General features: G+C 70.1%; 27 protein-coding genes and 1 pseudogene. 12 read left to right on the top strand and 16 right to left on the bottom strand.

Features of this window, described 5'->3' with window-relative positions:
* Window positions 1–13 precede the first annotated feature (13 nt).
* The 4 genes from EDD29_RS26805 to EDD29_RS26790 form a co-directional block, all read right to left on the bottom strand.
* On the bottom strand, window positions 14–1,036 hold the full coding sequence (locus tag EDD29_RS26805; protein ID WP_123667040.1) for a 2-oxoglutarate and iron-dependent oxygenase domain-containing protein: 1,023 nt from the start codon (window positions 1,034–1,036) through the stop codon (window positions 14–16).
* A 24-nt stretch (window positions 1,037–1,060) separates the two neighbouring features.
* A complete protein-coding gene (locus EDD29_RS26800; protein ID WP_123667039.1) occupies window positions 1,061–1,987 on the bottom strand; it encodes a helix-turn-helix domain-containing protein in 927 nt (308 codons plus the stop codon).
* A 194-nt stretch (window positions 1,988–2,181) separates the two neighbouring features.
* The gene (locus tag EDD29_RS26795) at window positions 2,182–2,943 is read right to left on the bottom strand and encodes a TetR/AcrR family transcriptional regulator (RefSeq protein ID WP_211359925.1); all 762 of its coding nucleotides are present in this window, start codon (window positions 2,941–2,943) and stop codon (window positions 2,182–2,184) included.
* Window positions 2,944–3,118: 175 nt separating this feature from the next.
* A complete protein-coding gene (locus tag EDD29_RS26790; RefSeq protein WP_123667038.1) occupies window positions 3,119–3,754 on the bottom strand; it encodes a hypothetical protein in 636 nt (211 codons plus the stop codon).
* Window positions 3,755–4,346: 592 nt separating this feature from the next.
* On the opposite strand from EDD29_RS26790, the gene EDD29_RS26785 reads away from it, so the two are divergent.
* Together EDD29_RS26785 and EDD29_RS26780 are read left to right on the top strand one after the other, a co-directional pair.
* Entirely contained in the window at window positions 4,347–4,895 is a 549-nt protein-coding gene (locus tag EDD29_RS26785; RefSeq protein ID WP_123667037.1) for a hypothetical protein, read from the top strand.
* A 54-nt stretch (window positions 4,896–4,949) separates the two neighbouring features.
* Entirely contained in the window at window positions 4,950–5,579 is a 630-nt protein-coding gene (locus EDD29_RS26780) for a GNAT family N-acetyltransferase (RefSeq protein WP_123667036.1), read from the top strand.
* A gap of 37 nt (window positions 5,580–5,616) precedes the next feature.
* On the opposite strand, the gene EDD29_RS26775 is transcribed toward EDD29_RS26780, so the two are convergent.
* Complete coding sequence (locus EDD29_RS26775; protein ID WP_123667035.1) at window positions 5,617–6,081, bottom strand: GNAT family N-acetyltransferase; 465 nt, start codon at window positions 6,079–6,081, stop codon at window positions 5,617–5,619.
* A gap of 545 nt (window positions 6,082–6,626) precedes the next feature.
* Between EDD29_RS26775 and EDD29_RS26770 the strand changes: the two genes are divergently transcribed.
* From EDD29_RS26770 to EDD29_RS26760, 3 genes are all read left to right on the top strand, one after another.
* Window positions 6,627–7,193 (top strand): hypothetical protein, encoded by a 567-nt coding sequence (locus EDD29_RS26770; protein ID WP_148086106.1) that lies wholly within the window; start codon window positions 6,627–6,629, stop codon window positions 7,191–7,193.
* A 171-nt stretch (window positions 7,194–7,364) separates the two neighbouring features.
* On the top strand, window positions 7,365–8,219 hold the full coding sequence (locus tag EDD29_RS45740) for a DUF11 domain-containing protein (protein WP_123667033.1): 855 nt from the start codon (window positions 7,365–7,367) through the stop codon (window positions 8,217–8,219).
* Between the two features lie 571 nt (window positions 8,220–8,790).
* Window positions 8,791–9,003: a hypothetical protein gene (locus EDD29_RS26760; RefSeq protein ID WP_123667032.1), complete on the top strand. Its 213-nt coding sequence runs from the start codon at window positions 8,791–8,793 to the stop codon at window positions 9,001–9,003.
* Window positions 9,004–9,381: 378 nt separating this feature from the next.
* Here the strand turns inward: EDD29_RS26760 and EDD29_RS26755 are convergent, their stop codons facing one another.
* The 4 genes and pseudogenes from EDD29_RS26755 to EDD29_RS26740 form a co-directional block, all read right to left on the bottom strand.
* Window positions 9,382–9,981 carry a GTP-binding protein gene (locus EDD29_RS26755; protein ID WP_123667031.1) on the bottom strand — a complete coding sequence of 200 codons (600 nt, stop codon included), beginning with the start codon at window positions 9,979–9,981 and terminating at the stop codon, window positions 9,382–9,384.
* Window positions 9,962–10,336 (bottom strand): DUF742 domain-containing protein, encoded by a 375-nt coding sequence (locus tag EDD29_RS26750; protein WP_123667030.1) that lies wholly within the window; start codon window positions 10,334–10,336, stop codon window positions 9,962–9,964. Before EDD29_RS26750 ends, EDD29_RS26755 begins: the two co-directional genes overlap by 20 nt.
* Entirely contained in the window at window positions 10,333–10,761 is a 429-nt protein-coding gene (locus tag EDD29_RS26745) for a roadblock/LC7 domain-containing protein (protein WP_123667029.1), read from the bottom strand. Before EDD29_RS26745 ends, EDD29_RS26750 begins: the two co-directional genes overlap by 4 nt.
* A 74-nt stretch (window positions 10,762–10,835) precedes the next feature.
* Window positions 10,836–11,816 (bottom strand): annotated as a pseudogene (locus tag EDD29_RS26740) (IS30 family transposase).
* Window positions 11,817–12,558: 742 nt separating this feature from the next.
* Between EDD29_RS26740 and EDD29_RS26735 the strand changes: the two are divergent.
* Both EDD29_RS26735 and EDD29_RS26730 read left to right on the top strand, forming a co-directional pair.
* Window positions 12,559–12,822, top strand: a complete 264-nt coding sequence (locus tag EDD29_RS26735) for a type II toxin-antitoxin system Phd/YefM family antitoxin (RefSeq protein WP_246053044.1) — start codon at window positions 12,559–12,561, stop codon at window positions 12,820–12,822.
* Window positions 12,819–13,076, top strand: coding sequence for a Txe/YoeB family addiction module toxin (locus EDD29_RS26730; RefSeq protein ID WP_123667027.1), 258 nt, complete (start codon window positions 12,819–12,821; stop codon window positions 13,074–13,076). The genes EDD29_RS26735 and EDD29_RS26730 overlap by 4 nt, the downstream gene beginning before the upstream one ends.
* An 83-nt stretch (window positions 13,077–13,159) precedes the next feature.
* On the opposite strand, the gene EDD29_RS26725 is transcribed toward EDD29_RS26730, so the two are convergent.
* The 3 genes from EDD29_RS26725 to EDD29_RS26715 form a co-directional block, all read right to left on the bottom strand.
* Complete coding sequence (locus EDD29_RS26725) at window positions 13,160–14,056, bottom strand: hypothetical protein (protein WP_123667026.1); 897 nt, start codon at window positions 14,054–14,056, stop codon at window positions 13,160–13,162.
* Between the two features lie 104 nt (window positions 14,057–14,160).
* Window positions 14,161–14,346: a DUF397 domain-containing protein gene (locus tag EDD29_RS26720; RefSeq protein ID WP_123667025.1), complete on the bottom strand. Its 186-nt coding sequence runs from the start codon at window positions 14,344–14,346 to the stop codon at window positions 14,161–14,163.
* Window positions 14,346–14,831: a DUF5753 domain-containing protein gene (locus EDD29_RS26715; RefSeq protein WP_281280949.1), complete on the bottom strand. Its 486-nt coding sequence runs from the start codon at window positions 14,829–14,831 to the stop codon at window positions 14,346–14,348. The genes EDD29_RS26720 and EDD29_RS26715 overlap by 1 nt, the downstream gene beginning before the upstream one ends.
* A 217-nt stretch (window positions 14,832–15,048) precedes the next feature.
* Between EDD29_RS26715 and EDD29_RS26710 the strand changes: the two genes are divergently transcribed.
* The 4 genes from EDD29_RS26710 to EDD29_RS26695 all read left to right on the top strand — a co-directional run bounded on the left by EDD29_RS26710 (window position 15,049) and on the right by EDD29_RS26695 (window position 18,311).
* Window positions 15,049–15,645 carry a TetR/AcrR family transcriptional regulator gene (locus EDD29_RS26710; protein WP_123667023.1) on the top strand — a complete coding sequence of 199 codons (597 nt, stop codon included), beginning with the start codon at window positions 15,049–15,051 and terminating at the stop codon, window positions 15,643–15,645.
* Entirely contained in the window at window positions 15,642–16,862 is a 1,221-nt protein-coding gene (locus EDD29_RS26705) for a cytochrome P450 (RefSeq protein ID WP_123667022.1), read from the top strand. Before EDD29_RS26710 ends, EDD29_RS26705 begins: the two co-directional genes overlap by 4 nt.
* A 175-nt stretch (window positions 16,863–17,037) precedes the next feature.
* Window positions 17,038–17,958, top strand: coding sequence for a hypothetical protein (locus EDD29_RS26700; protein WP_123667021.1), 921 nt, complete (start codon window positions 17,038–17,040; stop codon window positions 17,956–17,958).
* A gap of 107 nt (window positions 17,959–18,065) precedes the next feature.
* Window positions 18,066–18,311, top strand: a complete 246-nt coding sequence (locus EDD29_RS26695) for a hypothetical protein (RefSeq protein ID WP_123667020.1) — start codon at window positions 18,066–18,068, stop codon at window positions 18,309–18,311.
* A gap of 243 nt (window positions 18,312–18,554) precedes the next feature.
* On the opposite strand, the gene EDD29_RS26690 is transcribed toward EDD29_RS26695, so the two are convergent.
* From EDD29_RS26690 to EDD29_RS26680, 3 genes are all read right to left on the bottom strand, one after another.
* Window positions 18,555–21,050, bottom strand: coding sequence for a DUF4153 domain-containing protein (locus EDD29_RS26690; RefSeq protein WP_211359923.1), 2,496 nt, complete (start codon window positions 21,048–21,050; stop codon window positions 18,555–18,557).
* On the bottom strand, window positions 21,047–21,706 hold the full coding sequence (locus EDD29_RS46470) for a response regulator transcription factor (protein WP_211359922.1): 660 nt from the start codon (window positions 21,704–21,706) through the stop codon (window positions 21,047–21,049). Before EDD29_RS46470 ends, EDD29_RS26690 begins: the two co-directional genes overlap by 4 nt.
* A gap of 521 nt (window positions 21,707–22,227) precedes the next feature.
* Entirely contained in the window at window positions 22,228–22,785 is a 558-nt protein-coding gene (locus EDD29_RS26680) for a TetR/AcrR family transcriptional regulator (protein ID WP_123670708.1), read from the bottom strand.
* 89 nt (window positions 22,786–22,874) lie between these two features.
* On the opposite strand from EDD29_RS26680, the gene EDD29_RS26675 reads away from it, so the two are divergent.
* On the top strand, window positions 22,875–23,750 hold the full coding sequence (locus tag EDD29_RS26675; protein ID WP_123667018.1) for a mycofactocin-coupled SDR family oxidoreductase: 876 nt from the start codon (window positions 22,875–22,877) through the stop codon (window positions 23,748–23,750).
* 243 nt (window positions 23,751–23,993) lie between these two features.
* Here the strand turns inward: EDD29_RS26675 and EDD29_RS26670 are convergent, their stop codons facing one another.
* Window positions 23,994–24,557, bottom strand: coding sequence for a MarR family winged helix-turn-helix transcriptional regulator (locus tag EDD29_RS26670; protein WP_123667017.1), 564 nt, complete (start codon window positions 24,555–24,557; stop codon window positions 23,994–23,996).
* Between the last annotated feature and the right edge of the window lie 47 nt (window positions 24,558–24,604).

Raw genomic sequence — 24,604 nt, 5'->3', positions numbered from 1 at the left:
TCTATCGGGGGGATCAGGGGAGGGCGGGGACCGGGCGGAGCAGGGCCGTCCGGTCCTCGCGCAGGATCCGGAGGGTGGTCGGCCGGTCGGGGTAGCAGCGCAGGAACATCTGGGTGAAGTGGGTGCCGTAGTGGAGCGGGTCGCCGCCGTCGAGCGGCGTGAACTCGGCGTCGAAGGAGGGCTCGTGGAAGTAGGCGATCGAGTGGCGCTCGCGGGCCGACAGCTTCGCCTGGTGCGGGGTCGACAGCAGGTCGCCGCCCGTCAGGAACTGCAGGATGTCGCCGGGGAAGGCCGTGATCGTGCCGGGCACGGGAGTGACGTGGTGCCAGGGCTCGACGTCCTCGTACACCCCGGCCGTGGACTCCTCCGGCAGCCAGTTGCGGCCGCGCGGCTCGCCCGGGACCGGCGGCCGGACGTAGAGGCCGCCCGCGTCGTCCTGGACGGTCAGCACGAGCATCCCGTAGTCGGTGTGGACGCCCAGGCCGTGACCGGTCTCCTCGGAGGTCGCGGGGTACCGGAGCGAGCGCAGGTGGTGCCAGCCGTCGCGGGTCAGGTCGAGGAAGACCGACGGGTCCCGGCTCAGGCCCAGCGCGACCAGGGCGAGCACGCGGTCGCCGACGTCCCCGAGGCCCCTCATCAGGGCGGTGATCGTCCGGCGGTGGTGCAGGCCCGGCCAGGGGACGGGGCCGTGGCAGGGGAGCCCGGCCAGGACGCGCGGGTCGTCGTCCGGGACGTCCTTGCAGACGGTGAAGACCTCGCAGTGGTCGGCCTGGCCCGCCGTCATCTCCTCGCCGGAGCCGGCGTATCCGCTGTAGCTGCGGTCGTCGGTGTAGCACCGCTTCGACGACGCCGGGAGCGCGAAGAAGCTGCGGGCCGCGGTCAGCGCGTGGTCGACGGCGGGCGCGGCGGACGGGTCGAGGGTGAGCAGGAACAGGCCGTCGCTGCGCCAGGCGGCGAGGAGTTCCCGGCCGAGGGCACGGTCGGCGGCGCTGCCGGTGACGGTCGCGGGCAGGGTGAACACGCACGGGTCGAACATGGGATCTCTCCGGTGGGATGGGGCTCAGGCGAAGGTGAGCCGGGGGCCGGACCTGACGGTCTCCTCGTAGTCCGCGACCACGCGCTGGTGGTACTTCGGCTCGACGGGGACATAGATCTGGTCGGTGTAGCTGGTCGACAGGACGACGCGTCCCGTCGAGGGATCGGTGAAGTCGGCGATCCGCTCGAACAGCGGGTCGTCGGCCGCCGAAGCGGGGTCGGTGTCGTAGATGACGAAGCCGGGCACGAGCGAGCGCGCCGACTCGTGGAACCGCAGGTGCCGGTCGACGGCGGCCAGGCTCAGCCCGCCCACCAGCGCGACGACCTGCCGCAGCCTCGTCGCCTTGAACCGCCATTCCGCGCCCTCGGGAATGGCGTAGGTGTAGGTCCTGCCCTTCTTGATGTTGCCGGTGACGACCCCGGTGAACGGCCCGGCGGCGGACTGGGCGCCGTCGGGGGCGGCCGGGTCGAAGCCGAGGAGCACGATGTCGGAGCCGAGGTCGGCGGTGGCGATCCGGGTCGTCCGGCTGTGTCCCTCCAGCCGGATGATCTCGGCGGTGGTGAGACCGCGCGGGGCGGCCTCGGCGAGCGTCGCCTTGACGACGCCCTCGATCTGCTCGGCGAGCGCGGCCCCCACGCGGGCCACGTAGTCGCGGGTGCTGGCCGACTCGGCGCGGCTGCGGTTGAACGCGTACTCCAGGTGCGCGACGAACTCGCCGTAGTCGGGCGCGGCCGGTTCCCGGTCGACGCCGAGGACGAGCAGGTCGAGGCTGACGTCGAGTTCGCGGGCGATCGCGACGAGCATCGCCAGCCCCGGCGTGGCCTTGCCGCGCACGTACTGCGACAGGGCCGACTCCGAGATGTGCAGCCGCCGGGCGAACTCGCGCCGGTTGCCGCGGTACCGCTCGTCTAGCAGGCGCCGCAGCACGGAGGCGAACCTGATGTCCTCCATCGGCGGCTCCTTCCGCTCCGGCCTGTACGGCGAGCGTAACCCCGCCGCCCGCCGCGGAATAGAGCGGTCGTGCGGGGGCGGTGAAGGGCTGCTTCGGCGGTGCGGGCCGGGTGGGACGGGAGCGCGCTGGGGGATCTCCGGCGGAAGCACGCGTCGTCTCGGAGGGGCGGTGGTGAAGCGACGACGAAACGGGTCTAGATCGGGGGTGAGGAGAAATCGGACAGGAGGGCCAGGGCAGTGGTGCGGAGGGCGGGGAGGTCGGCTTCGGGGACGCCGGCGACGCGGAGGGCGGCGTCGGCGGTGGCCTCGGCGAGGACATCGGCGTCCGGGCGGTCGCGGCGGATCAGGATGACGGCCTCGACCAGCGCGAACACCAGGTCGGCGCGGACGTCCCGGTCGGGCAGGCCGGTGGTGAGCGGGGCCAGCAGATCGGCGTAGGCGTGCTTCAGCGCGGCCCGCAGCTCGGCGAAGCCCTCGATCCGGTCGGCCTCGGGCAGCAGGTAGAGGGCGCCGAGGTTGTGCGGGCCGGAGCACAGCAGGGCGACGTCGCTGCGGCACAGCGCCCACAGGCGGGCCCCGGCGGGGGCGTCGGCGGCGGCGAGGGCGCGAGCGGCCTCGAGCGACGGGCGGACGGTGCTCTCCAGCAGCTCCGCGAGGATCGCCTCCTTGCCCTTGAAGTAGTGGTACATCGACGCCTGCCGGATCCCGGCGCGCTCGGCGACCTCGCGGGTGGTGGTCGCGGTGTAGCCGCGCACCGTGAACAGCTCGGCGGCCGCCGACAGGACCTCCTCGCGCGGCGACAGCCCCGTCACGGCGCGCTCGACCGCGCGCGGCCTGCCCACCCCTCGCTTCTCCATAGCCACCTCGTCCCGGCCCGCCCGCTCGGCCCGGCCCACCTGCTCGTCCCGGCCCGTCCCATGATCCTGGCACAGCGCGGGCGCGTGCTCGATCCACATGCCCGGTGAGGTGAGCGTTCCGGGTGGGGAACGGAGGGGACGCGCGGGCGGAAACAAGCGGCTCATATCTATCTGTCAACCGACAGGAATTGCCCCCGGGAGCCACGATGTCCCTCACCGCACCGCCGCCGTCCGTCGATCCCGCCGCCGACGCGACCGTTCTCGGTACCTTCGGCTACCGCCAGGAGCTGCACCGCAGCATGGGCCGGTACTCGCAGAAGCCGGTGTCGGTCAGCACGCTCATCCAGAGCGTCTCCTGCTCGCCCTGGTCCAGGGTCACCTTCTGCTTCTCGAAGTAGGGGTCTCCGAGGCGGGGCCACCCATCGGGGCCCTCTTTGACGAGCCGGGCGACCGGCCGCTCCTGTGCCAGGTCGAACCCCATGGGCAGGACGGCGTCGCCGCCCTGGTTCTTGTCCACGAACAGCGTGCCGGACAGCGGCTCCCGGCATTCGGGCACCGCGGTGATCCCGGTGACCCGAACCGGTCCCGGCCGGTTGCCCTCGATCTCCAGCTCGATCTCGGATCTGCCGACATCAACGGCCCCGCGCTTGCGCATGTACTCCCTGCCGGGCAACTCGACGCTCGGGTTCTCGTCGAGTCCGTTGAGTTCGGCCAGATCGGCGAGGTCGATGTGTCCCGCGAACGCCCAGCTCTGGCCGTCGATGATCTGCTGGGTCACCTTGGTCACGCGCAGGGCCTCGCCCGCCGGACGGCTTGCCGGCAAGGGCTCGTTAAGGCGCAGCTCCCTGCTGATGTAGGACTGCCCGACCGTCGCGCCCAAGCTGACCAGCCCGCCGACGAGCGATCCCATCACGATGAAGACGAACTCGCGGGTCTTCCACCAAGGAGGGGAAGGACGTCGGCCCGAACCGCCCCGCCCAGGCGCTCGTCCACTCCCTGCCGCACCCTTACGACGCTTCTTCCCCGCGGCCATGGCACCCCCATCGCGGCCAGATGGCCCCGATCATGGTCCGCCGCAGCACGACACACAAGGTCATGAGACACACCCGCCCCACCCGCACCGGTCCCCGGTGAACGGGCCCCGCCCGCAACGGGACTCCGTTCCGACATTCCTCAAGCCCCTAGCCCCGCGGGAGGTGGTCCTGTCCTCATCTGGTTCGTGGAAGCCCTGCCACTCCTCCAAAGCCGCTGCGTACACTTCCGTGGTTTGTTCAGGGACACGGCCGGTCGGGCCCTGCATCAGGGCCTCCGTGGCATACATGAACTACATGGTGGACGAGCCCCGAGACTTCTGTCCCCTACGTCGCTCAAGCCCTACATGGCAGACATGAAAGACGGTCCTACGGCACCCCAGATAACCTCGGCTCTTGTCGTGGCAGGGCCTCTACCGCAGATGAGCGGAACGCCTGCCGCTCGCCCGGGGTGGAGGGTTTGATGGGCGCATGCCTACCTCCCAGGTTCCGTACTCCGAGCAGGCCGAGTCCTCCCAACGCCGCACGTCCCGCTTCGAGGCGTTCGAGGAGGCCGTGCGCCTCGCTTCGCGGTGGGCGCAGCTCGTGCATCCCCCGAACGCGGGAGGGGATCGGCCCAGCGTGCGGCAGGCACGCGATGTCCTCTACCGGGAGAAGATGCATCTGATCGGCGACGCCGCGAAGCTCCGCGTCGAGGAGCGATGGCCCGGCCTCTTCGACCAGAGCAAGGACAGGGAGGCGTGGGTCGTGGAGATCGCGCTGCGGGTCGCTGTCGAGCTGGGTCTTCCCGACGAGGCACGGACACCGAAACCCGCAACGTCGCACCTGCCGCTCGCCGACAGGGCCGAGCCCGCCGAGGAAGTGGAGCAGATCATGGTGCTGCTGCGGCCCCTGGCGCCCGATGCGATCGAGGACGTGCTCAGGCACGTGACTCGTCGCCTGCTCGAAGAAGACCTGTACAAGAGCGCTGGTGACCCCGCGCACCCCCGGCAGGCGGCGAGTAGGGCCCCACGCCCGTAGGAGGCCTCAGGTCGCCGCGCCGGACGGCCAGCGCGGAGGCATTAGAGCCGGCGGATGCGTTACCACGATCTTGTCAAAACGGGCCTGGACTCCGGGTCGGGTCAATGGCGCTCGCTGGAGTTCATCGGCGGGCCGCAGTACCTCGGTGAGGCCGTCGACGGCGGTGTCCACCGGATCGAGGTCCTGGAGCACGCGCAGCGGTGGGTGTTCACCGATGACGTGCAGATCGGCCTCGCCTACGGCCTGACCGCCGACGGCCTGGACGTCAGCGACCTGCGCTCCGATGAGGTTCTGTCCCGCTATGTCTCGGATCTGGCGGCCGGGACGCTGCCCTGGCAGCGCACCCACGCCGGCTCCTACATCCGCGTGTTCTGGTGGGTGGTCGACGGCCAGTACATAGGCCGCATATCCATCCGGCCCGACCTTAACCCGGGCGAGATGCACGACAACCACATCGGGTACGCCATCCGGCCGACCCGCCGCCGCCAGGGCCACGCCAGCCGGATGCCGGCCGCGGCCCTGCCCCTGGCGTTCGCGCTGGGCGTCGACCCGGTCGTCATCGTCTGCCGGTCGGGCAACCTCGCCTCCCGGCGGGTCGTGGAGAACAACGGAGGCAAGCTCCTGGCGGTCCTGGACGACCGCCACCACTACGTGTGCCACCAGCCGCCCCCCACCTCGCCATGACGGGCTCATCCCCGCCCACGCCGCTGTCGGCTCGCCGTCAGTGCAGGATCAACGCCATGAAGTGCTCGTCGACGAGGTCTCCGTCCACGGCCATGGACGCACGCCGCAGGCCTTCGACCTGAAAGCCGACGCTGCGGTAGAGCGAGATCGCGCGAGCATTGTCGACGCGGACGGTCAGCTCGACCTTCCGGAGCCCGGCGTGCCGGGCGTGCTCCACCGCGGCCTCAAGGAGACGGCGGCCGACGCCGCGGCCCTGGTGCGAGGCCCGCACACCCATGCGCAGCTGCCCGCGGTGCCGCACCCGCGCGAACGGCATCACCTGCACATCGGCCAGGCCGGTCGCGACCGGCCCGTCCCAGTCGACCACCCGGAACGACGACCTCGGCAGCTCCGCGCCACGCTCACCGGGCGCCGCGAGCATGAACGTCGACTCACTGTCCAGCGCATCCCACAGCTCCACCAGCGCCTCGTCGGCCACCAGCGGCCCCACCTTCACTGCCATCCCGCCGCTCCCCTGGTCGTGTCCCCCTAGTGTCGCCGCACCCGGCCGCCATCCTTCCCAGTACCCGCCGATCTACCAGCCAGGCCATCTGCTGCTGGCCGCTGAAAGTGAGGGTGGGCGCCAGGAAATGGTGGTGGGTGCCCAGGGGACGTGGTGGGCGGGGATCGGCACGCGGGCACCATCGTCGCGGGCCCGGGCAGCAGGAGGCCGGAGTCCTGGGGCATGGCGACTGCGCTCAGGTTCGCAGCCTTGTCCGGGTTCGCCTCATCGCAGTCGGGCGTGAGGGTCGCCAGGGCGCCGCCGCCCTGGACCGCCGCGTAGGAGATCTCGTTCTCGTGCATCAGCGACAGCCGGCCCGTGCCCGCCCTGCCGAACCAGCTGGCCGCAGGTCGGCGGCATGGCCGTTCGGGTAAGGGATGTCTGGCGGGTGTGCTGCTGTTCAAGTGGCCGCGGGCGTGAGAATTTCAGTCTGTTTCCATGATCGTCAGGGTCGTGGGCCCGTCGGGTACGGCCCTGCGGTAGGACAGACCGGAGGAGACCCCCTCATGTCCCCCATTGCGCTTCCGTCCCGCCGAAGGCATCGGTGCGGGCCGCTGGCCGCGGTGCTGCTGCCGGTCGCCGCGGCGGTGTTGGTGCCGGCGTCGGCCGCCCACGCGGCGTCGTCCACCACGTGCACCGGTACCAGCCACGTCGTCTACAGTCCCGGCCTGACGCTCACCCCGCAGAACGTCACCGCGACCGAGACCGACACCATCACCTCCTGCATCTCCACCGACCCCACCATCACCGGCGTCATCACCGGCGGCCCGTACTCCTACCCCGTCCCCGGCGCGTCCTGTAACGCCGTCCAGCTCAACCCCGCGGGCGGCACGCTCGTCGTCGCCTGGAACAACGGGCGGACCTCCACCCTCACCGGCCTCATCGGCACCCTCACCAACACCGCGGGGATCCTGCAGAACACCGCCGTCGGCACCGTGACGGCGGGCGAGTTCACCGGCGCCACCGCCGTCATCACCTGGATCTACCCCTTGGTCAACCCGCTGCAATGCCTGCTGCCCGGCGGCCTCACCGTCCAGGACGGCACCACCGCCCTCCAGATCACCGGCCTGTGAACGTGCCCGGATGAGCAACGCGAACGAAGAACCGGGCGGGTGCCGCGTCGCGGAGCACGCTTCGGCCGGTGATACGCGGACCCGGCCTCGCGGTCGCGCGGGCCGGTCCACCACCGCCCACGGCATCCCGGCCCGCGGACCGTCCGCGAACCGGCGAGAAAAGGAGTCCTGATGCGTCTGCGTTCCCTGCTGTCGGCGCTCGCGCTGGCCGGAGGCCTGATCGTGGCGATCGCCGCCCCGGCCTCGGCCCATCCGACCCTGACCGTGACCGCGAGCCCGACCACCGTCCCCGCGGCGACCACGACCACGATCACCATCAGCGGGACCTCCAACGGCAACTACTCCGGCGCCCGCATCGACGTCTCCGCCACCGGCGGGACCGGCGGCACCACCGGGACGCTGCCGTCCTTCACCTCCATCTCCTCCTTCAGCGGCGGCCTCACCTCCGCCACCGAGGTCGGATCGGTCGATCGGCTCGCCCTGCCGAACCTGACCAACGGGCAGGCGTTCAGCTATGACCTGACCGTCACCGTCGACTCCGCCACGGCGGCGGGGACGTTCACCAGCCGTGCCCAGTTCTACACCTCCGGCGGCTCCACCACCGGAGCGGTCAACGGTCCCGTCATCACCGTCACCCCCGCCGCCCCCGACCTGAGCGCCATCAAGCTCAGCTATGGCTACAAGGCCCTCACCCAGACCCTGAACTTCAACGCCTGGGCGTCCAACATCGGCACCGGCACCGCCACCAACGTCACCCTGACCAAGACCGTCAGCCCCTCCGGGCTCCTCACGTCCGCCATCGGCGCCGGATGCACCGGCGGCGCCGACAACGAGACCTGCCCGCAAAGCGACGTCCCGGCCGGCGGCCTGCTGTCGACCACCTTCCCCCGGACCGTCAACCTCCTCGCCCTGGGGAACTACACCGTCACCATGACCTTCGCCACCCCCGGCGACACCGACCCGACCAACAACTCCGCCACCTGGACCTGCACCGTCCTGACCGGCCTCATCGTGACCTGCACCTGACCCACCACACCAGCGCCCCGGGACCCACCGCACAACGGCGGGCCCGGGCGCCCCCACGTCCGATTCACACGCCGGCGACCTGAACGGCGGCTGGGTTCGTTCAGGACGTGGCGGTCGAACCGCGGGCCAGGGGCTACGTGGCGTACATGAACTTGATGTTCCCCCGTTAAACCGGGGGAACATCAGCTGCGGTGTGGTGACCGTCAGGTCGCCGTCGGAGACCCCGCACCCGCCGCACCCCTGGTGCACTCCGGCCAGGTGTTCTTTCTCTGGGCGCCCCTGAACTTTGCCGATCAGCGTCTGTACTTCATGTCGATGGAGGACACCGAAGGCCGTCCCTGGTCCCGGACTACGGCCCTGCTCCCCGTCATCGGAGCGGACGACCCCGTCTCGGCCCGGAGGCCGGCATCCGGCAGCTGCCGCACGCCGAGTACGCGATCCGCTGGGCCCCCGGCCTGCGCCGCTCGAACGGCGCGACCCTGATGCTCCCCGGACAGGAACACCCCACGGTGGAACTGGTACCCCTCTTACGTTCCGCACGAGGGGCGCCGGCTACCTCCACCCGCACTGGATGCACGGCCGCTGGCACGGCGACCTCTCGGTCGGCGCCGAGGAGTTCCCCGTCGCAGACCTCGACAACCTCTCCCTCCACTTGATCCATGTCCAGCAGGTCGTTCGCGCGACCTGGGGAGACCGCACAGGCCTGGGCGTCCTGGAACAACTCGTCATCGGCCGCTGCACCCCGGGAGGCCTCCGTGACTTTTTCGACGGAGCCCCCGCCTGACCTACCCCTTTCCGCGTCGTGGAAGGCCGCAGGCCATCCGTCCGAATACTGATCGGTTCCAAAGCGGCAAGAGATAGGAAAAGGCAACTTACGCCCATCGGAACAGTCCCGCGCCAGGGTCTGTTGAGCTAAGGGTTCCGTTGCGCGATTGGATCACGGCCCCTGTCATGGTGGGTTCCGTGTCGGCGGCGCCGGCTTCGAAGAGAAGCTGGGAACGTGGTGGAGGTTCCCGGCTGGACGGACCGGTGACTCTCGTGAAGTCATGCACGGCGACGCAAGCCCGCGCGTTCCAGCCCCGGCGCCGGCCGACGGGCCCGCTGGAGTGCGGTCATGAGGGTGAGCCATTCGCTGAAGAGACCCGGGCAGTTGCTCCTGCGGTCACTTGCTCGCTGCGGAGGCCGAGCGGGCGATGGCGTGTTCGAGGAGGATCGCCATCACCTGCTTGCTCGATTCGCGGTTGCGCGCGTCGCACAGGAAGATCGGGACGTGGCCGTCGATGTCCAGGGCGGTGCGGATCTCCAGTTCGTCATACATGTCGGCACCGTCGAAGCAGTTGACGCCGATGATGAAGGGGATGCCTTCGGCTTCGAAGAAGTCGATGGCGTTGAAGCAGTCCTCCAGCCTGCGGGTGTCCGCGAGGACCACGGCGCCGAGGGCGCCTCGGGACAGTTCCCGCCACATGAACCAGAAGCGGTTCTGGCCGGGAGTCCCGAAGAGGTAGAGGACGATCGAGGGAGTGATGGTGATGCGCCCGAAGTCCAGCGCCACGGTGGTCGTGGACTTGGCCTCCACCCCTTCGATGTCGTCGACCTCGAGCCCGAGTTCGGAGAGGCGCTCCTCGGTCCGTAGCGGCCGGATCTCGCTGAGCGAGCCGACCATGGTCGTCTTGCCGGCGCCGAACCCGCCCGCGACGAGGATCTTGACCGCGCGAATGGGTGCTCCGTCGGCCATGCCGATCTCAGAGTTCGCGAATTCCATCGAGTACCGCCTGAAGCAGAGAGGTGTCGGGCCGCTCGGTGGAGGGCGGTGCCGATCGGAAGATGAGATGCCCTGAGTTGATCAGGTCGCCGACGAGGACCTTGGTGACGGCCACGAGGAGGTTGAGCTTGCCCGAGATCTCGGCGATCGAGATCGGGCTCCGCTGGCAGAGTTGGAGGATCTCCTCGTATTCCCGGTCGAAGGAGGAGAAGTCGGCTTTCGTGCGCACGGCGGTGACGAGGGTCAGGATGTCGAGTTTGTGCGTGTTGTTGCCGACCCTTCCACGGGTCATGGCGAACGGCCTGACGAGCGGTCCTGGGTCGCCGATGGCCCAGTAATCATCCGGTCGCGTCATGAGCTGTGGCTGGGCTGCTCGATGCTGCTTCGAGGTCTGGTCGAGAAGACCGGCCCCACCTGCTGAACGATCACATTCATCTCGTAGGCCATCATGCCGAGGTCGGCGGTGGCCGAGGCAAGGAGCGCGAGGCAGGCGCCCTCACCTGCCTCGGTGACCACGAGGTAGCCTCCCTCCAGCTCGATCACGGTCTGGTGGACACGCCCCTTGTCGAAGGTGCTGCCCACCGAGCGCGCCAGGCTCCGGAGCGCCGAGGCCATGGCGGCCAGATGTTCCCCGCGTTCCCGGTCCAGGCTGCTCGAACGGCCGATGAGCAGACCGTCGGCGGACAGGACGACGCCGTGCTGGGCGCCGATCAGTCTTTTCATGAGGTCGTCGAGAATCCAGCTCAGGCCCAGTGTCTCGGCTTTGGCCGCGTAGTCCATGATGTTTCTCCGGCTGTTCGTCTGCGTTGGTCAGGGAAGTTCAGGTGAACGACCCCGGCGTGTTCCCCCTGCCCTCAGCCGGTCGTAGCATTTCTGCTGGTCAGTAGCTCGGCGAAGACTTCTTTGGGTTTGAGGTAGCCGAGGATAGCTCGGGGCCGGTTGTTCAACTCGTCGGCGACGGCCTGCAGATAGTCCGGGTCATTGGTGATCGTGGTGCCTTTGGGGAAGTACTCCCGCAGCCATCGGTTCGTGTTCTCGTTCGTGCCGCGCTCCCAGGGGCTGTGGGGGTGGGCGAAGTAGACCGGCAGGTCTGCTTTGAGGGTGATGGATGCGTGGGCGGCCATCTCGGAGCCGCAGTCCCAGGTCAGCGACCTGCGCAGCACCTCGGGCAGGCCCTGGACGGAGTTGATGACTGCCTCGGAGACCGTGGTGGCGTTGCGGGCGGCGAGCGGGACGAGCACGACGAACCGGGAGACGCGCTCGACCAGGGTGCCCACGGCGCTCTTGCCGTCCTTGCCGATGACCAGGTCGCCTTCCCAGTGTCCGGGCACCTGCCGGCCTGCGGCGTCTGCGGGGCGTTCCTCGATCCACCGCATCCCGGCGATCCGCGGAGCCTTGCCGACACGACCGTGGGCGGGCTTGCGGCGGGTGCGGCCCGAGCGCAGGGCCAGGCCCTGGCGGGCGAGCTCCCCCTTGGGCAGCGCGTAGATCCAGGCGTAGACCGCTTCATGAGACACACGAACAGCCTCCTCGCCAGGGTGCTCCAGCGGCAAGCGCCCGGCGATCTGCTGCGGTGACCAGCCCTGCTTGAGCAGTTCGACCACCACCAGCCGCAGGTACGGATCAGCATCCATTCTGCGCGTCTTGGGCCGTTCGCGGTCCGTCGCCGCGGCCCGCTCCGCCCGCTATGCCCGGTACTTCTCCCGGCCGCCGTGCCGGCGGATCTCCCGCGACACGATGCTCGCGCACCGGCCGACCCGTACCGCGATCTGCCCGTTCTCCAGCCCTTCGGCGATTCCCCGGGAAATCTCCTCCCGATCCTCCAAAGTCGGCATTCGACGCACAACCACCACAGCAGATCCCCCCGGCTCGGCTCGCCGAGAGAACTACCAGCCAACAAGATCAATTGCTACGACCGATGGAGGGCAGGCTGACCTGCGGATCCATGTCTCGTGGAGGCCTTATCGCGTGTACTGGCGCGGCGCCTGTGTTAGCGAAAATGTTAGCGGCGGGTGGGCGATTCCTGCGCGGAGTATCGGGTGTCAGGGTGTAGCCGCGTGTTCGTCGCCGTGTCAGGGAATGGAGGGGGAAGCGGAAGCGGTTTTCCTTCCCCGGTCGGCGAAGGGGCGAGCTTGTCGCCTTTGGGTGCTTCTGTCGTGTCAGTTAAGTCGGGTTTCGCGATTTCGGGTAGAGCTGAGCGGGCTCAGGCTGGGGTCTGAGGGTGGGAGAGGGGTGCGGGTGACGCCCTCTACCTGCTGCCTAGGGTGATGTCCAAATCGCTGCCGCATGCATGCTTCGCCACGCTGGGGCTGAATGATCGTGATGCAGTCGGGCATCCTGGTCGTTCCGCTCGGCCGTTCTCTCACCGGCACCAGGTTGATCAGGTTCGGATGGTGCCGGATGAGCGTCCTGGCCATCGGGGGTGCGCTCGCGCGTCCGATCGTCGGCTTCCCCCTGCCCGGGGTGCGGCAGGGGGGCCCAGGGTGGAGGGCACTGGACGCATCCGCTCGACGACAAGCTTGCAGCCGATGTACGTGATTACGTACACTCTTAGGTGGAGGGGATACGATGCACCCGATGTCCGCGAGCGAGTTTCGTTCGAACCTGGCTGCAGCTCTGGACCGCGTCACCGAAGATCTCGACGAGATCATCGTGACCCGGCCAAACCGCGACCCTGCCGTCGTGATCAGCTTGCGTGAGTACGAATCCCTGAAGGAGACGGCGTTCTTGCTCGGCATTCCCGCTAATGCGCGCCATCTCGCCGCGTCCATCCAGAGTCTGCGTGGCGGCCAGGCCGAGCCGCGTGAGCTCATCGAAGACGGGGACCCGGAGTCCGAGTGAAGATCCTCTTCACACCCGAGGCCTGGGAAGACTACCTCTGGTGGCAGCGCAACGACCGTGCGACCCTCAAACGGCTGAACCGGCTGATCGAAGACATCTGCCGCAACGGTTACGAAGGTATCGGCAAACCCGAGCCCCTCCGGCAGAACCTGGCAGGTTTCTGGTCGCGTCGCATCACCGTCGAACACCGCATCGTCTACGCCATCGAAGCCGACACCGTCCAGATAGTCGCCTGCCGCACACACTACGAGTGACCGGACCGAAGCTCTAGAGTACCGGCTGGGCCGTGACCACCGAACCCAGAACCAGGCAAGCGGCTATTGAGCTTCCCCCGTGGTTACGGACAGCTGTGGCCGGGGCCGCAGAAGGACGCGCGTTCGAACGCCCCGGAGGTGCTGCGCAGGCGGTAGACGCGGGCCGCATGCCCGATTCCCGGTTGCGCACTCCCGTCGAGCAGGAGGTGCTCGTCGTCCTCCCAGACGGCCGATTCCCCGAGGACGGGTTCGGGCAGCCGGAAGGTCCGGGACGGCCCGCTCAGGCTGTCCCGGATCAGGACGCGTGCGGGGTCGTCCTCCGCTACGGCGAAGGTCCGGGTGCCTGACGGGGGCACACCAGGTCTGATCGGTATCAATTCCTCCGCTGTCCGGATGTGCTCGTGGCTTCCGTCGACCAGGTCGATGAGGTGGAGTTCCCTCTCCCGACCCCGCCGTCGCGGGGCACGGCTGACGGCGGCGAGGCGGCGGCCGTCCGCGGAGACGGCCTCCGGGCTCTCGTAGGAGCCTTCGCCGAGCGGCAGCCGCGCTCCGCTCCAGGTCACCAGGTGGAGCCCGTACCGGTGCAGGACGATTCCGTGCGGTGTCTCCCAGGCGCTTTTCGGGCCGTGGCAGCACAACATGAAGTCGGGGTCCTCGTGCGCGTCGACGAGTTCGACCGCCTCGCCGTCCCTCCAGGCCGTCAGCATCCCGTCGGCACCGATCACTCCGGCGGAGGGAGGAGCGCCGACGCGCACCGCCGCATGCGCCTGGGTGATGCCCGGATCGGGCACCGCACGGTACCCGTAGCCTTCGCGAACGAGCAGGCCCTCATGGACGAGGATCTCCAGCGCCTCCACCAGCGCGCCGCCGTCGTTCAGCACGGCCTCGTCATATCCGTACGGCCGGTGGAAGCGCAGGATCTCCGCAGGCGAGACGCCCCGGCCCCGCCACGTCGCGGGACGGTCATCGGAGGCCGCCACCGCCGCCTAGCGAAGGGCCCGCAGAGCATCGAGCACCGGCCCTCCCCGGTCGTGCACCCACCACGGACGGTCGAGCGCCCGGCCGCCGCGGCGGCCCTGCGACTCTAGCGGGTGGCCTTGATCGAGCCGAGGAGGGCGCGGAACTGCGGCGCGGACACGGTGAGGTGGCCGCGGTGGACGTGCTTGGAGTCGCGGAGCCCGACGGTAGCGCGACCGAGTCCGGCGACTTCGACGCAGCTCTGGCCTTGGGAGTTGCTGCGGCTGGCCTTCCGCCAGACGGGGGCTGACATCAGATCGTCTCCAGGAGCTTGCGGACCAGGTCTCGCGTCTGGTCTTCCGGCAGAGCGAGGTTCCCCAGCCGGTCGTAGCGGAGCGCGAACGATTCTACTTCCGCGACGTCGGAGACCAGTCTCCAGCCGAACACGGCCTCCGTATAGGCCATCGGCGGGGACCCGTCGCCGAACTGCATCAGCTCGAACGATCCGTCCAGGCCCGCGTGGAATCGTCCGCGCGGAGCGACGCGCAGGCCCACGGTGCCCAGCTCCGACAGCTCCAGCAGGTGGGCGAGCTGGCCGCGCATGATGTCGTGGTGGGCGATGAACCTGTCAAGGACGCCTTCGTCGATGAGCGCCCACAGGTACTGGCGCTGGCCGGACAGGAAGCGCTGCTGGCGTTTCAGGCGGTCGGCGAGCAGCCGCTCCACGTCCTCCTCGCTGGAGCCGCGGGCTCCGCTTCGGTCGCCCGGTGGCGTAGCCGAAGGTCGACGTCGAGGCACCACGACAGGTCCCGGTTGTGCTCCAGCCAGTCCCGCACGGCGTCTTCGACTTTGTGCCGCATGCCGTCGGCCCTACCCGCCGCCTCGACCGAGGCGGCGACTCCCCGCGCTCCCGTCAAGGGCGTTCGCCGGGCGGCCCAGGCCTGCGATGCGGGCCTTGTCGGCTGGGTGAACCAAGCGTACGTTCGGGTTGTCCAAGTGATCGATTGGAGTAGCCGTGGCCGACGGTACACGCGAGCGGATCATCACCGAGTCACTGAGGTTGTTCGCCGAACGGGGGTACGCCGGGACGTCCGTCGCGGCGATCGAGAAGGCGGCGGGGCTGTCGCCGAACTCGGGGTCGCTCTATACGCACTTCGGGTCGAAGGAGCAGGTGATGGCCGCCGCCGTGGACGGTGCCGTCAAAATCGCCGAGGCCGGGTTCGCCGTGGCGCCCATGCTCGCGCTGGACGACCTGGAGGCGGAGCTCACGCTGCTGGCGCGCGGCTCGCTCATGCTCATGGACGGCTGGCGCGACCTCATCCGCGTGATGATGAAGGAATCAGACCAGTTCCCCGCCGTGATGGCCGACGTCCGGGAGCGGCTGTTCGTGCGGTCCTACCGGTTCCTGGTCGGCTGGCTGGCCGAGCGGGCCGTCCGCGAGCAGCTTCCCGAGCAGGACTTCGAGTCCATCGCCACGATCTGGCTGGGCGCCATGGAGAACTACTGGGTGACGACGAACGTGTACGGCCGCCGGCCGTTCGACCTGGACGCCGACAGGTTCGTCCGGCAGTGGGTCGCCACCCTCCTGGTCGCGCTCGGGGCGCGCCGGTGACCGCCCCGGCGTACACGGGCCTCTCCTCGCCCGAGGCCATCGCCGACCCGTACCCGTACTACGCGTGGCTGCGCGAGCACGCGCCCGTCCACCACGACACCGCCGCGGACGTGTGGGTCGTCAGCCGCCACGAGGACGTGATGGCCGTCGTGCGCGACCACGCGCGGTTCTCCTCCCATCAGGGACTGCCGGTCGACAACGACCCGTTCAACCCGAACCCGGCGCCCCCGTGGGCGGCCGTGGTGCTGCGGCGCGTCCAGTCGGTGCGAGTGCTGCTCACCACCGACCCGCCCGACCACACGATGCTGCGCCGCCGCGTCGCCAAGGCGTTCACGCCGCGCCGGATCGCCGCGTGGGAGCCCCGGATCCGGCAGGTCGCCGACGAACTGGTCGCGCGCATGGCCGAGCGCGGCGGCCCCGCCGACCTGGTGCGCGACCTGGCCTCCCCGCTGCCCACGACGATCATCGCGGAGCTGATGGGCATCCCCGCCGAACGCCACCGGGACTTCAAGCGGTGGTCCGACCAGCTCATCGACGGGCTGTTCACCGGCGGCAGCCGCGCCGGGATGATGCGCGGGCTGGCCGCCATCAGCTGGTTCTTCCTCCGGACGGTGCGGCGTCGTCGCCGCGAGCCGGGCGACGACCTCATCAGCCTGCTGACCGCCGAGGGCGACGAGCCGCTGACCGCCCCCGAGCTCGTGACGTTCTGCGTGCTGCTGCTGGTCGCCGGCAACGAGACGACCACCAACCTGGTCTCCAGCGCCATGGCCGCGCTGTTCGCCCGCCCGGAGCAGTGGGCGCGGATCGTCGCCGACCCCTCGCTGGCGGAGGCGGCGGTCGAGGAGGCGCTCCGCTTCGACGGCCCCGCCCAGGGCCTGCTGCGGATCGCCACGACCGACGTCGTCATGGCCGGGGTGACGATCCCGGCGGGCGCGCGGGTCCTGGTGCTGCTCGGCTCCGCCAACCGCGACCCCGCCCGCTGGGAGTCGCCCGACGAGTTCCTGCTGGACCGCCCGAACACCCGCGACCACCTGGCCTTCGGCACCGGCATCCACTACTGCATCGGCCACCTGCTGGCCCGCATGGAGGCCCGCGCCGCGCTGGAGGCCCTCGCCCGCCGCCTCCCCGACCTGTCCCCGGCCGGCCCGCCCACCCGTATGACCAGCCCCGTCCTCCGCGGCCTCCGCACCCAGCCCGTCCGCCTCTCCCCACCATGAACCCGACACCGACCGCCCCGAAACGCTCCCCACCGCGCCGACCGCCCGGACGCCGACCCGCTCAGGTGTTCCACGCCCGCCCCAGCCATAGCAGCCCACACCGCCCTGATAGCCTGCGGCGACTTCGGAGAGTAAAGAGGGTTTTGCCATGGCTCGTGTGCGCTGGTCTGCTTGCGTGGCGATCGGTGCCGCTCTGGTGGCGGGTACGCCCGGGACGGCGTTCGCAGGTACCGGGCTGCCCGCCGATCTGGCGCCCGAGCTGAAGCCGGCCGGGAAGGTCTTCACCTTCACCTCGCCCCGGACGTACCGGCTGTGGCTGACCAAGCGCGGCCAGATCTGCTACCGGATCAAGGTCGGCACCTGCTTCGACACCGCGCCGGGCTGGACGTGGGGGCCCCGCGGCAAGCACGGAGGGGCCGCCGGGGTGTTCCGGGTCGGCGGTAAGGACGTGCTGGTCGGCTCCCTCAGGAGCAAGGTCGGGTCGGGTGCCGTGCTGGTCGGCAAGAAGGCGGTGAAGATCAGGATCCACCGGGCGAGCGGGACGAAGCGGTTCTGGTCGGCGCCGGTGACCGGCCGGGTGAACCTGGCCAAGGCCAAGCTCCGGTTGAAGGGCGTCAAGGGCCGCACCCTGGAGACGATCGGCTTGAACACCCTGGACAGGTACACGAGCCCGACCGTGCAGACCTCTTCCGTGCCGTTCTTCGACTACACCTCCGGCGGGGAAGAGGGCAGGGCGCGGCTTGCGATCGATGGATCCCTGATCCAGCTCACCACGGTCTCGGAATCGCAGGAGGGCACCTCCGAGCGCCTCTACTCCGGAGAGGCGATCACGGCGGCGACCGCGTTCATGCCGAGGTTCTGGTGGTGGGGCGTGGCGGATGAGCGGGTCGCGTCCGCCGAGATCGTCCTGAACGACGGGCGGAGGTTCCCGGTGGTGTTGAAGCCGGTCGGCAGGCTCCAGGGCTACTACGTCCACCTGCCCGAAGAGCGGGGCCTGCGCACTCCTGACAAGGGCGACAAGGTCATCGCCTACGACAACACGGGCAAGCTTCTGGACACCGTCGAACTCGACGACGAATCGTTCCGCCGCCGCTGAGCACCGAAAGCCGCCGAGAGCCTCGGTCGATGCCCTGCTCGTGGTCACTGGTGACGGCCTCGCTCCCGCCGCTCATGATCTGATGTCGATACCGGCGGAGGTGGTGAATGCTCTACGAGATCGTGTTCAGAGGTCTGACGGTTGACCGGGACGATGTCGAAGACGCGCTGATCGAGGAGTTCGCGGCTGAGAGCCAGGAGCCGGTCACGGGAGCGGGGACCGGTACGGGCGGGTGCCACCTGGACCTGGAACTGCCCGACGACCTCATCGAGGACGCTGCGATCGAGCGGATCCAGCGGGTCCTGGCGGAGCTCGACGTCCTGGACGTCGCGCGGATCATCCCCCGCCCGTGACAGTCCGCAACCGGTGAGAGAGGCCCGGCCCCGAGCTCTGCGTCGGAGGCCGCCCTCCCACGCCGGAGCGGACCGATCGGATGGTCCTGGAAGCCGACGAGGTGGTGGATGTCGGCGCGGGCGCGGCCCGCTTCGGTGATCGGGAGGACGCCGCCGTGGACGTGGTCGGAGTTCGTCGCGCGCGGGTCTCGGCCGGACCGGTCGATCGTCTGCGCACGAGTCGGAAGCCGCCCGCCGTCGGGGTCATCTGCAGGGCAGGACGGGGCGCTCGGCGAGGATACGGCGGGCGCGTTCTCTGGAAAGGTTCTTCGAAGTCCAGCCATCGGGCTTTTCCAGGTCGCGGGCGATCTCTTGGAGGACGCAGGAGCGGCGGGGTTCGGGGAGGCGGTCCAGGGCGGGGACGGCGTCGGCGGAGAGGCCGTTGAGATAGGGCACGACGACACGCTCGGCGCGGGCGAGACGGTCGACGTTGCGGGAGGCGATGAAACCGTCGGGGTTGATCAGGCCGAGGAGCAGGAGGCCGGCGGCGCCGGTGGCGGCGACCGCGCGGGGCAGCCAGTTCGCCTTCATCCGGATTCCGGCGACGGTGATCATCACGATGACCAGGCCGAGCCAGAGTTCGAAGGCGTGGACCCACAGGCGCAGACGGGTCCAGCCGGAGGACTCCTCGTAAAGGTAGAGGCGGCGCAGGGCGACCGCGACGACGACCAGCGTCAGCACGCACAGGGCGCCGAGCAGGAGGCGGATCAGGGCCGCGGAGGAGACGGGGCGGTGCCGGACCGCGATGGCGATCACGGCGAGGACCAGCACGGTGACGACGACCAGCTGGAAGAAGCCCTGGCGGGCGTATGAGGAGTAGGACACTCCGGCCGGCAGGGCGGCGTGGTCGAGCAGGACCCGGGCCTGCACCGCGCAGAAGGCCAGAAAGAGCAGGTTGAGGGAGAGGAGCGGCACGGCCCAGGCCCAGCGGCCCGCAGGGGTGCCGGGGGCGGGAGCCAGTTCCTTGAGCCGGGGCGGCGTGATCGTGAGGTAGGCGAAGGCCAGCACCAGGCTGGTGATGATCAGGAACCAGAAGGTGCGCGCCAGGATCGAACCGAGGCCCAGGTCCGGGAGGAGCGCCGAGATCATCTCGCTGAAGGCCGCGTCGGCGCTGGTCAGCAGGGCTCCGAAGACCAGAAGCAGCAGACCGGCCAAGCCCGCCGTGCGGAACGCGGCAGTTCCCGTGCCCCGACCCGCTTTGGCCGCCGAGGCGATGCCCCGGCTGGACCACGGAAGCATGGACACCAACGCGCCCGGCAGGGTCAGCCCTCCGCCGATGACCTCGAACCAGCTCCGTCCGCCGACCAACGCATACGAGAGCAAGGGCAGCGCCAGCGCCGTGGTCAGCACGAGCAGCCAAGGAGCGTCGCGCAGGACGGGCATCAGCACCAGTCCGAGGCCCAGGGTCGCGAAGACCAGCCCGGTGCGGTTGCGCAGGGTCAGCCGGCCGCGCAGGACCGGCAGGAGCGCGAGCACCATGGCGACGGTCGTCAGGGCCGCCCCGATGCCGGGTTTGCCGTTCAGAAAGGTCGCTCCGGCGATTCCGGCCGCGCCGGCCGGCAGGAGCACGCGCAGCGTGGCAGGACCGGAAGGGGCGGGCCAGGCACGAGCGACCCGCTCGTCGGTGTCGTTCATGAACTGGGTCAGGGCCGGCGCGAAATCGCCGGGATGGGGTCCTGGCGCGGACGGTTGCGGCGCGGGTGCGGTCCAGTCGGCGGGCATGGCGGTTCTCCGGTGGTGAAGGGGGATGGTCACACCGATGTGGCAGCCGGTTTCGGTGTCGAGGACGGCGATGGTGCCGTGGTGGAGGTCGACGGCCCAGCGGGCGATGGCCAGGCCCAGCCCGGTGCCGCCGTCGGAGGAGCCTCCCCGGACGAAGCGCTCGAAGACCCAGGGACGCTCGGATTCGGGAATCCCGGGCCCTTCGTCGATCACCTCCAGGACCAGCTCGGTGAGGACGATCGAGGCCCGGACGGTCACGGCGCCGTCGGGCGGGCTGTGCCGGCAGGCATTGTCGACGAGGTTCGCCACGACCTGGAAGAGCCGGTCCCGATCGGCGTGGGCCGTCAGCCCGGCCTGTACCACCAGGACCACGGGCGCGGAGGCGCAGACCTCGGCCAGGAAGTCCCGTACGTCGAAGTGCGTGAGCTCCAGCGGGACCGCTCCGGCGTCGACCCGTGACAGGTCGAGGAGCTGGGTCACCAGGCGTCCGAGCCGCTCGGTCTGGCCGACCGCGCCCTCCAGGACCGCCGGCGTGGCCGGGGTCACGCCGTCGGCAACGTTCTCCAGTACGGCCCGGAGCGCGGTGATGGGGGTGCGTAGCTCGTGGGAGACGTTCGCGACGAACTCGCGCCGCTGCCGGTCGACCTCGGCCAGGTCGGCGGCCATGGTATTGAACGCTTCCCCTAGCTCGCCGACCTCGTCATTGGAGGTGACGCGGACCCTCCGGTCGTACCGGCCGCTCGCCATGGAGCGGGCCGCTGCCGTCATCTCCCGCAGCGGCGCGGTCATCCCGTGCGCGATCAACTGGGTGACGGCCATTGACCCGAGCACAGCGACCGGCAAGGTGATTCGCCCCTTGAAACCGATGTAGTAGCCCCATTTGACGAGCAACGCCGAGGTGAGCGCGGTGAACATCGCGATCACCCCAAATTTGATCTTGATCGACCGCAGCGGGTCGAGCGGGCGCGGCCAGCTCACTGCCGATCCAGCGCGTAACCGACGCCGTGCACGGTCCGGATCCAGGAGGTGCCCAGCTTGCGCCGCAGTGTCTTCACATGGGTGTCGATCACCCGGGAATCCGACGAACCCACCCAGTTCCATACCGCTTCCAGCAGAACGGACCGGGTCATCACGGTGCCGGGATCACGGGCCAGGCAAGCCAGCAGGTCGAACTCCGTCGGCGTCAGATGGAGTTCGGTTCCCTCCAGATGGACCCGCCGCGCGGCTTCGTCGATCTTGAGTTTCTCGTGGGCGACGGCGGCCGTCACAGCTGAGCGGCGCAGCAGGGCCCGGATCCGGGCGACCAACTCCCGCATGCTGAAAGGTTTGGTCACGTAGTCGTCGGCCCCGACGCCGAGGCCCACCAGAAGATCGGTCTCGTCATCGCGAGCGGTCAGCATCAGGACGGGGACCGGCCGGGCCGCCTGCACCTGGCGGCAGACCTCAAGGCCGTCGAAACCGGGCAGCATCACGTCGAGCACCAGGAGATCGGGCAAGAAGGAGGCCGCCACGGTCACCCCGGCGGGACCGTCGGCGGCCGTCGCGACCTCAAAACCCTCGACTATCAGCCGTTCGGCCACTGCCTGAACGATGGTCGGGTCGTCCTCGACGATGAGAATGCGCTGCGCTGCCACGGAGGTGAGCGTATGAGAACCCTGCGGGGGCTTCGTGTGCCGAATGTGGAGATTTGGTGAAGCTCCACGCCCTACGAAGTCAGCGGCGCGGCACCAGGGCGTCGGTGAGGGTCGCACCGGGGGAGCTCAGACTCGGTGCTGAATCCTGAGTTCGAGAGCCGTCTGTCGGTCTCCTGACGGCCGCTCGCCTCGGCACGGATGTCGTGTCGCCGAGTTCGGGAGCCGCCTGGCATCGACGGCGTGGCGGCATACGTGCCGCCGCCGCGCCACGGTGCCCGCCCCGGGGCGTCAAGGTTCACGGGCTGCCTTCTGGGCGGGAGGTCGTCGTGGCACGCAGACCCGGGGCGTCGGGTAGCCGGGTCGGGTGGCGGGGGAGTCGACGCCGATGCGCCCACGCGCGTCGCGGGTGTGACCTGTCCTCCCGGACCTGGCCGCCTTCTTCGCGGGCCGGCCCCGCCGACGGAGCGGCGCGGATCGGGAGGCGGCGCAGTGGGTCTGGGTCCGTGCGCCGGCCGCTTCGGTCAGGGGTGGGGGTGGCCGAAGGAGTCGCAGGCGATGGCGACGATGTGGGGGCGCCAGGCCGAGGGCTTGCCGGCGCGGTGGGCGGCCAGGACGAGCATCGACACGGCCGAGAACGCCGCGGTGATGCGCAGGAGCCGTTCGGGTTCGGGTTCGGGGCCGCTGCCGAAGGCCTCGATGAGGATGCGGGTGTCGCCGCCGGGCGCGTCGCGCGCGTCGGTCTCCAGGAGGGTGTGGAAACCGAGGGTGAGGGAGAGCAGGCCGGGGTGCGCCTGCGCCTGGTCGACGACGGTCTCGATGACGGCCCTGTCCCGCTCGGGCCCCGGCGGCATGTCGTGGACCTGGCTGTAGACGTCCCGCTGGAGCTCCTGGCTGCGCCGGACGACGGCCTCGCGCAGCGCCTCCTTGGACGGGAAGCGGTGCAGGAGACCCGGCTTGGACAGGCCGACGGCGTCGGCGACGGCCCGGATCGACGTCAGGGGGTATCCGTGGCGGGCGAACAGCCCGGCGGCGTGGTCGAGGATGCCCTCGTCGATCTGCTGCCGGAACGCTCTCGTCACGACGGACATCTTGCCTTTCGCCCGAAATTCCGGTAGATCGACCGACCGCTCCGGTCGGTAAGCAGACCGGTACGTCGAGGAGATCAATCATGGCCGGAAGTCTCGAAGGCAAGGTCGCCTTCATCACGGGAGCGGCGCGCGGGCAGGGACGCGCCCACGCGGTACGGCTGGCGCGCGAGGGCGCCGACATCATCGCCGTCGACATCTGCGCGCAGATCGAGACGGCGAACTACGATCTCGCCACCGAGGCGGACCTGGCCGAGACCGCACGGCTCGTCGCCGAGCTCGGCCGGCGCGCCGTCACCCGCGTCGCCGACGTGCGGGAGCGGACCCCGCTCACCGTCGCGGTCGCCGAGGCCGCCGCCGAGCTGGGCGGGATCGACATCGTCGTCGCCAACGCCGGCATCAGCCTCGTCGGGCCCGAGGTGCCGATGATGGGCTGGTTCGACACGGTCTCGACCAACCTCAGCGGTGTCATCAACACCCTGGAGGCGGCGTTCCCGCACCTGCGGGAGAACGCCTCACTGATCTGCATCTCGTCGATGGCGGCGATGATGGAGGGCATGGTGGACAACCCGGCCGCCGGCCCGGGCGGCGCGGCCTACGCCCACTCCAAGCGGGCCGCGTCCCGCCTCGTCCACGACCTCGCGCTCCAGCTCGCGCCCCGCTCGATCCGCGTCAACGCGGTCCTGCCGGGCAACATCGACACCCCGATGATCCGCAACGAGGCCCTGTACCGCCTGTTCCGCCCCGACCTGGAGAACCCGACCTGGGAGGACGCCCAGCCCGGCTTCCAGGCCATGCACAAGCTCCCGGTCCCGACCCTGCAGCCCGAGGACATCTCCGAGGCCGTCCTGTTCCTGGCATCCGACTCCTCCCGCTACGTCACCGGCCTCCAGCTCAAGGTCGACGCGGGAACCCTCGAACGCGCCCGCCGGGTCGATGCTCGCCATGACCGCGCGTGACCTGCTGGCCTTCGCGCGTCGTCTGGTCGAAGACGGGCTGCGGGCGATGCGGGAGCCGCAGGTCGTCCTGCCAGGCATCGGCTGGGGGACGGCCTAGGGGCTGGGCGGGGAGCTCTACGACCTGCCGGGCGGCCCGGCGTTCGGCCACGACGGCAACACGATCGGGCAGTCGGCCGTCCTGCGGATCGATGCGGGCCGCGATCTGTGCGTGGCGGTATTCAGATCCCGTGAAGCGGCGGAGGGTCAGTCCTCGGCGGTGGTGGTCCAGCGGGTCTGCTGGGCGGAGGGGCGGGGCAGGGCGCCCTGGGCGAGGATCTGCTCGTGGATCTGGTCGAGGGCGGTGCGCAGGGAGGGCAGCAGGGCGGGGTCCAGGCCGTCGAAGAACAGCCGCTTCACCAGGGCGGCGTGTCCGGGGGTGGCGTGGCGCAGTGCCGCGGAGCCCTGCGGGGTCAGCACGGCGTCGGTGGCGCGGGCGTCACTGCTCGAAGGGAGGCGGTCCACCAGGCCGCGTGCCTCCATGCGGCGTATCTGATGGGACACGCGGCTGCGCTCCCAGCCGATGCGGATCGCGAGGTCGGTGACCTGGAGCCGTCGGCCGGGGGAGTCCGCCAGGGCGTTGAGGACGTGGAAGTCCTGATGGGAGAGGTCTTCTTCGGCCTGCAGCGCGCGGTTGATCTCGTAGTCGAGCCGCAGTGAGACCCGCATGTAAGCGAACCAGGTCGCCTCCTGCTCGGCGGTCAGCCTGTCGTCGCGCCGACCGGGTGCCGGCTCGGTCGCGCGGTTCCGCTGGTTCTCCGCCTTCGTCATGTGCCCGATACCTCCCGAGTCCGAGTGCTCCGGCCGCGGGCCTGCTG

Source organism: Actinocorallia herbida, from assembly GCF_003751225.1.
Classification (GTDB): Bacteria; Actinomycetota; Actinomycetes; order Streptosporangiales; family Streptosporangiaceae; genus Actinocorallia; species Actinocorallia herbida.
This window is presented reverse-complemented; position numbering and strand designations above follow the sequence as displayed.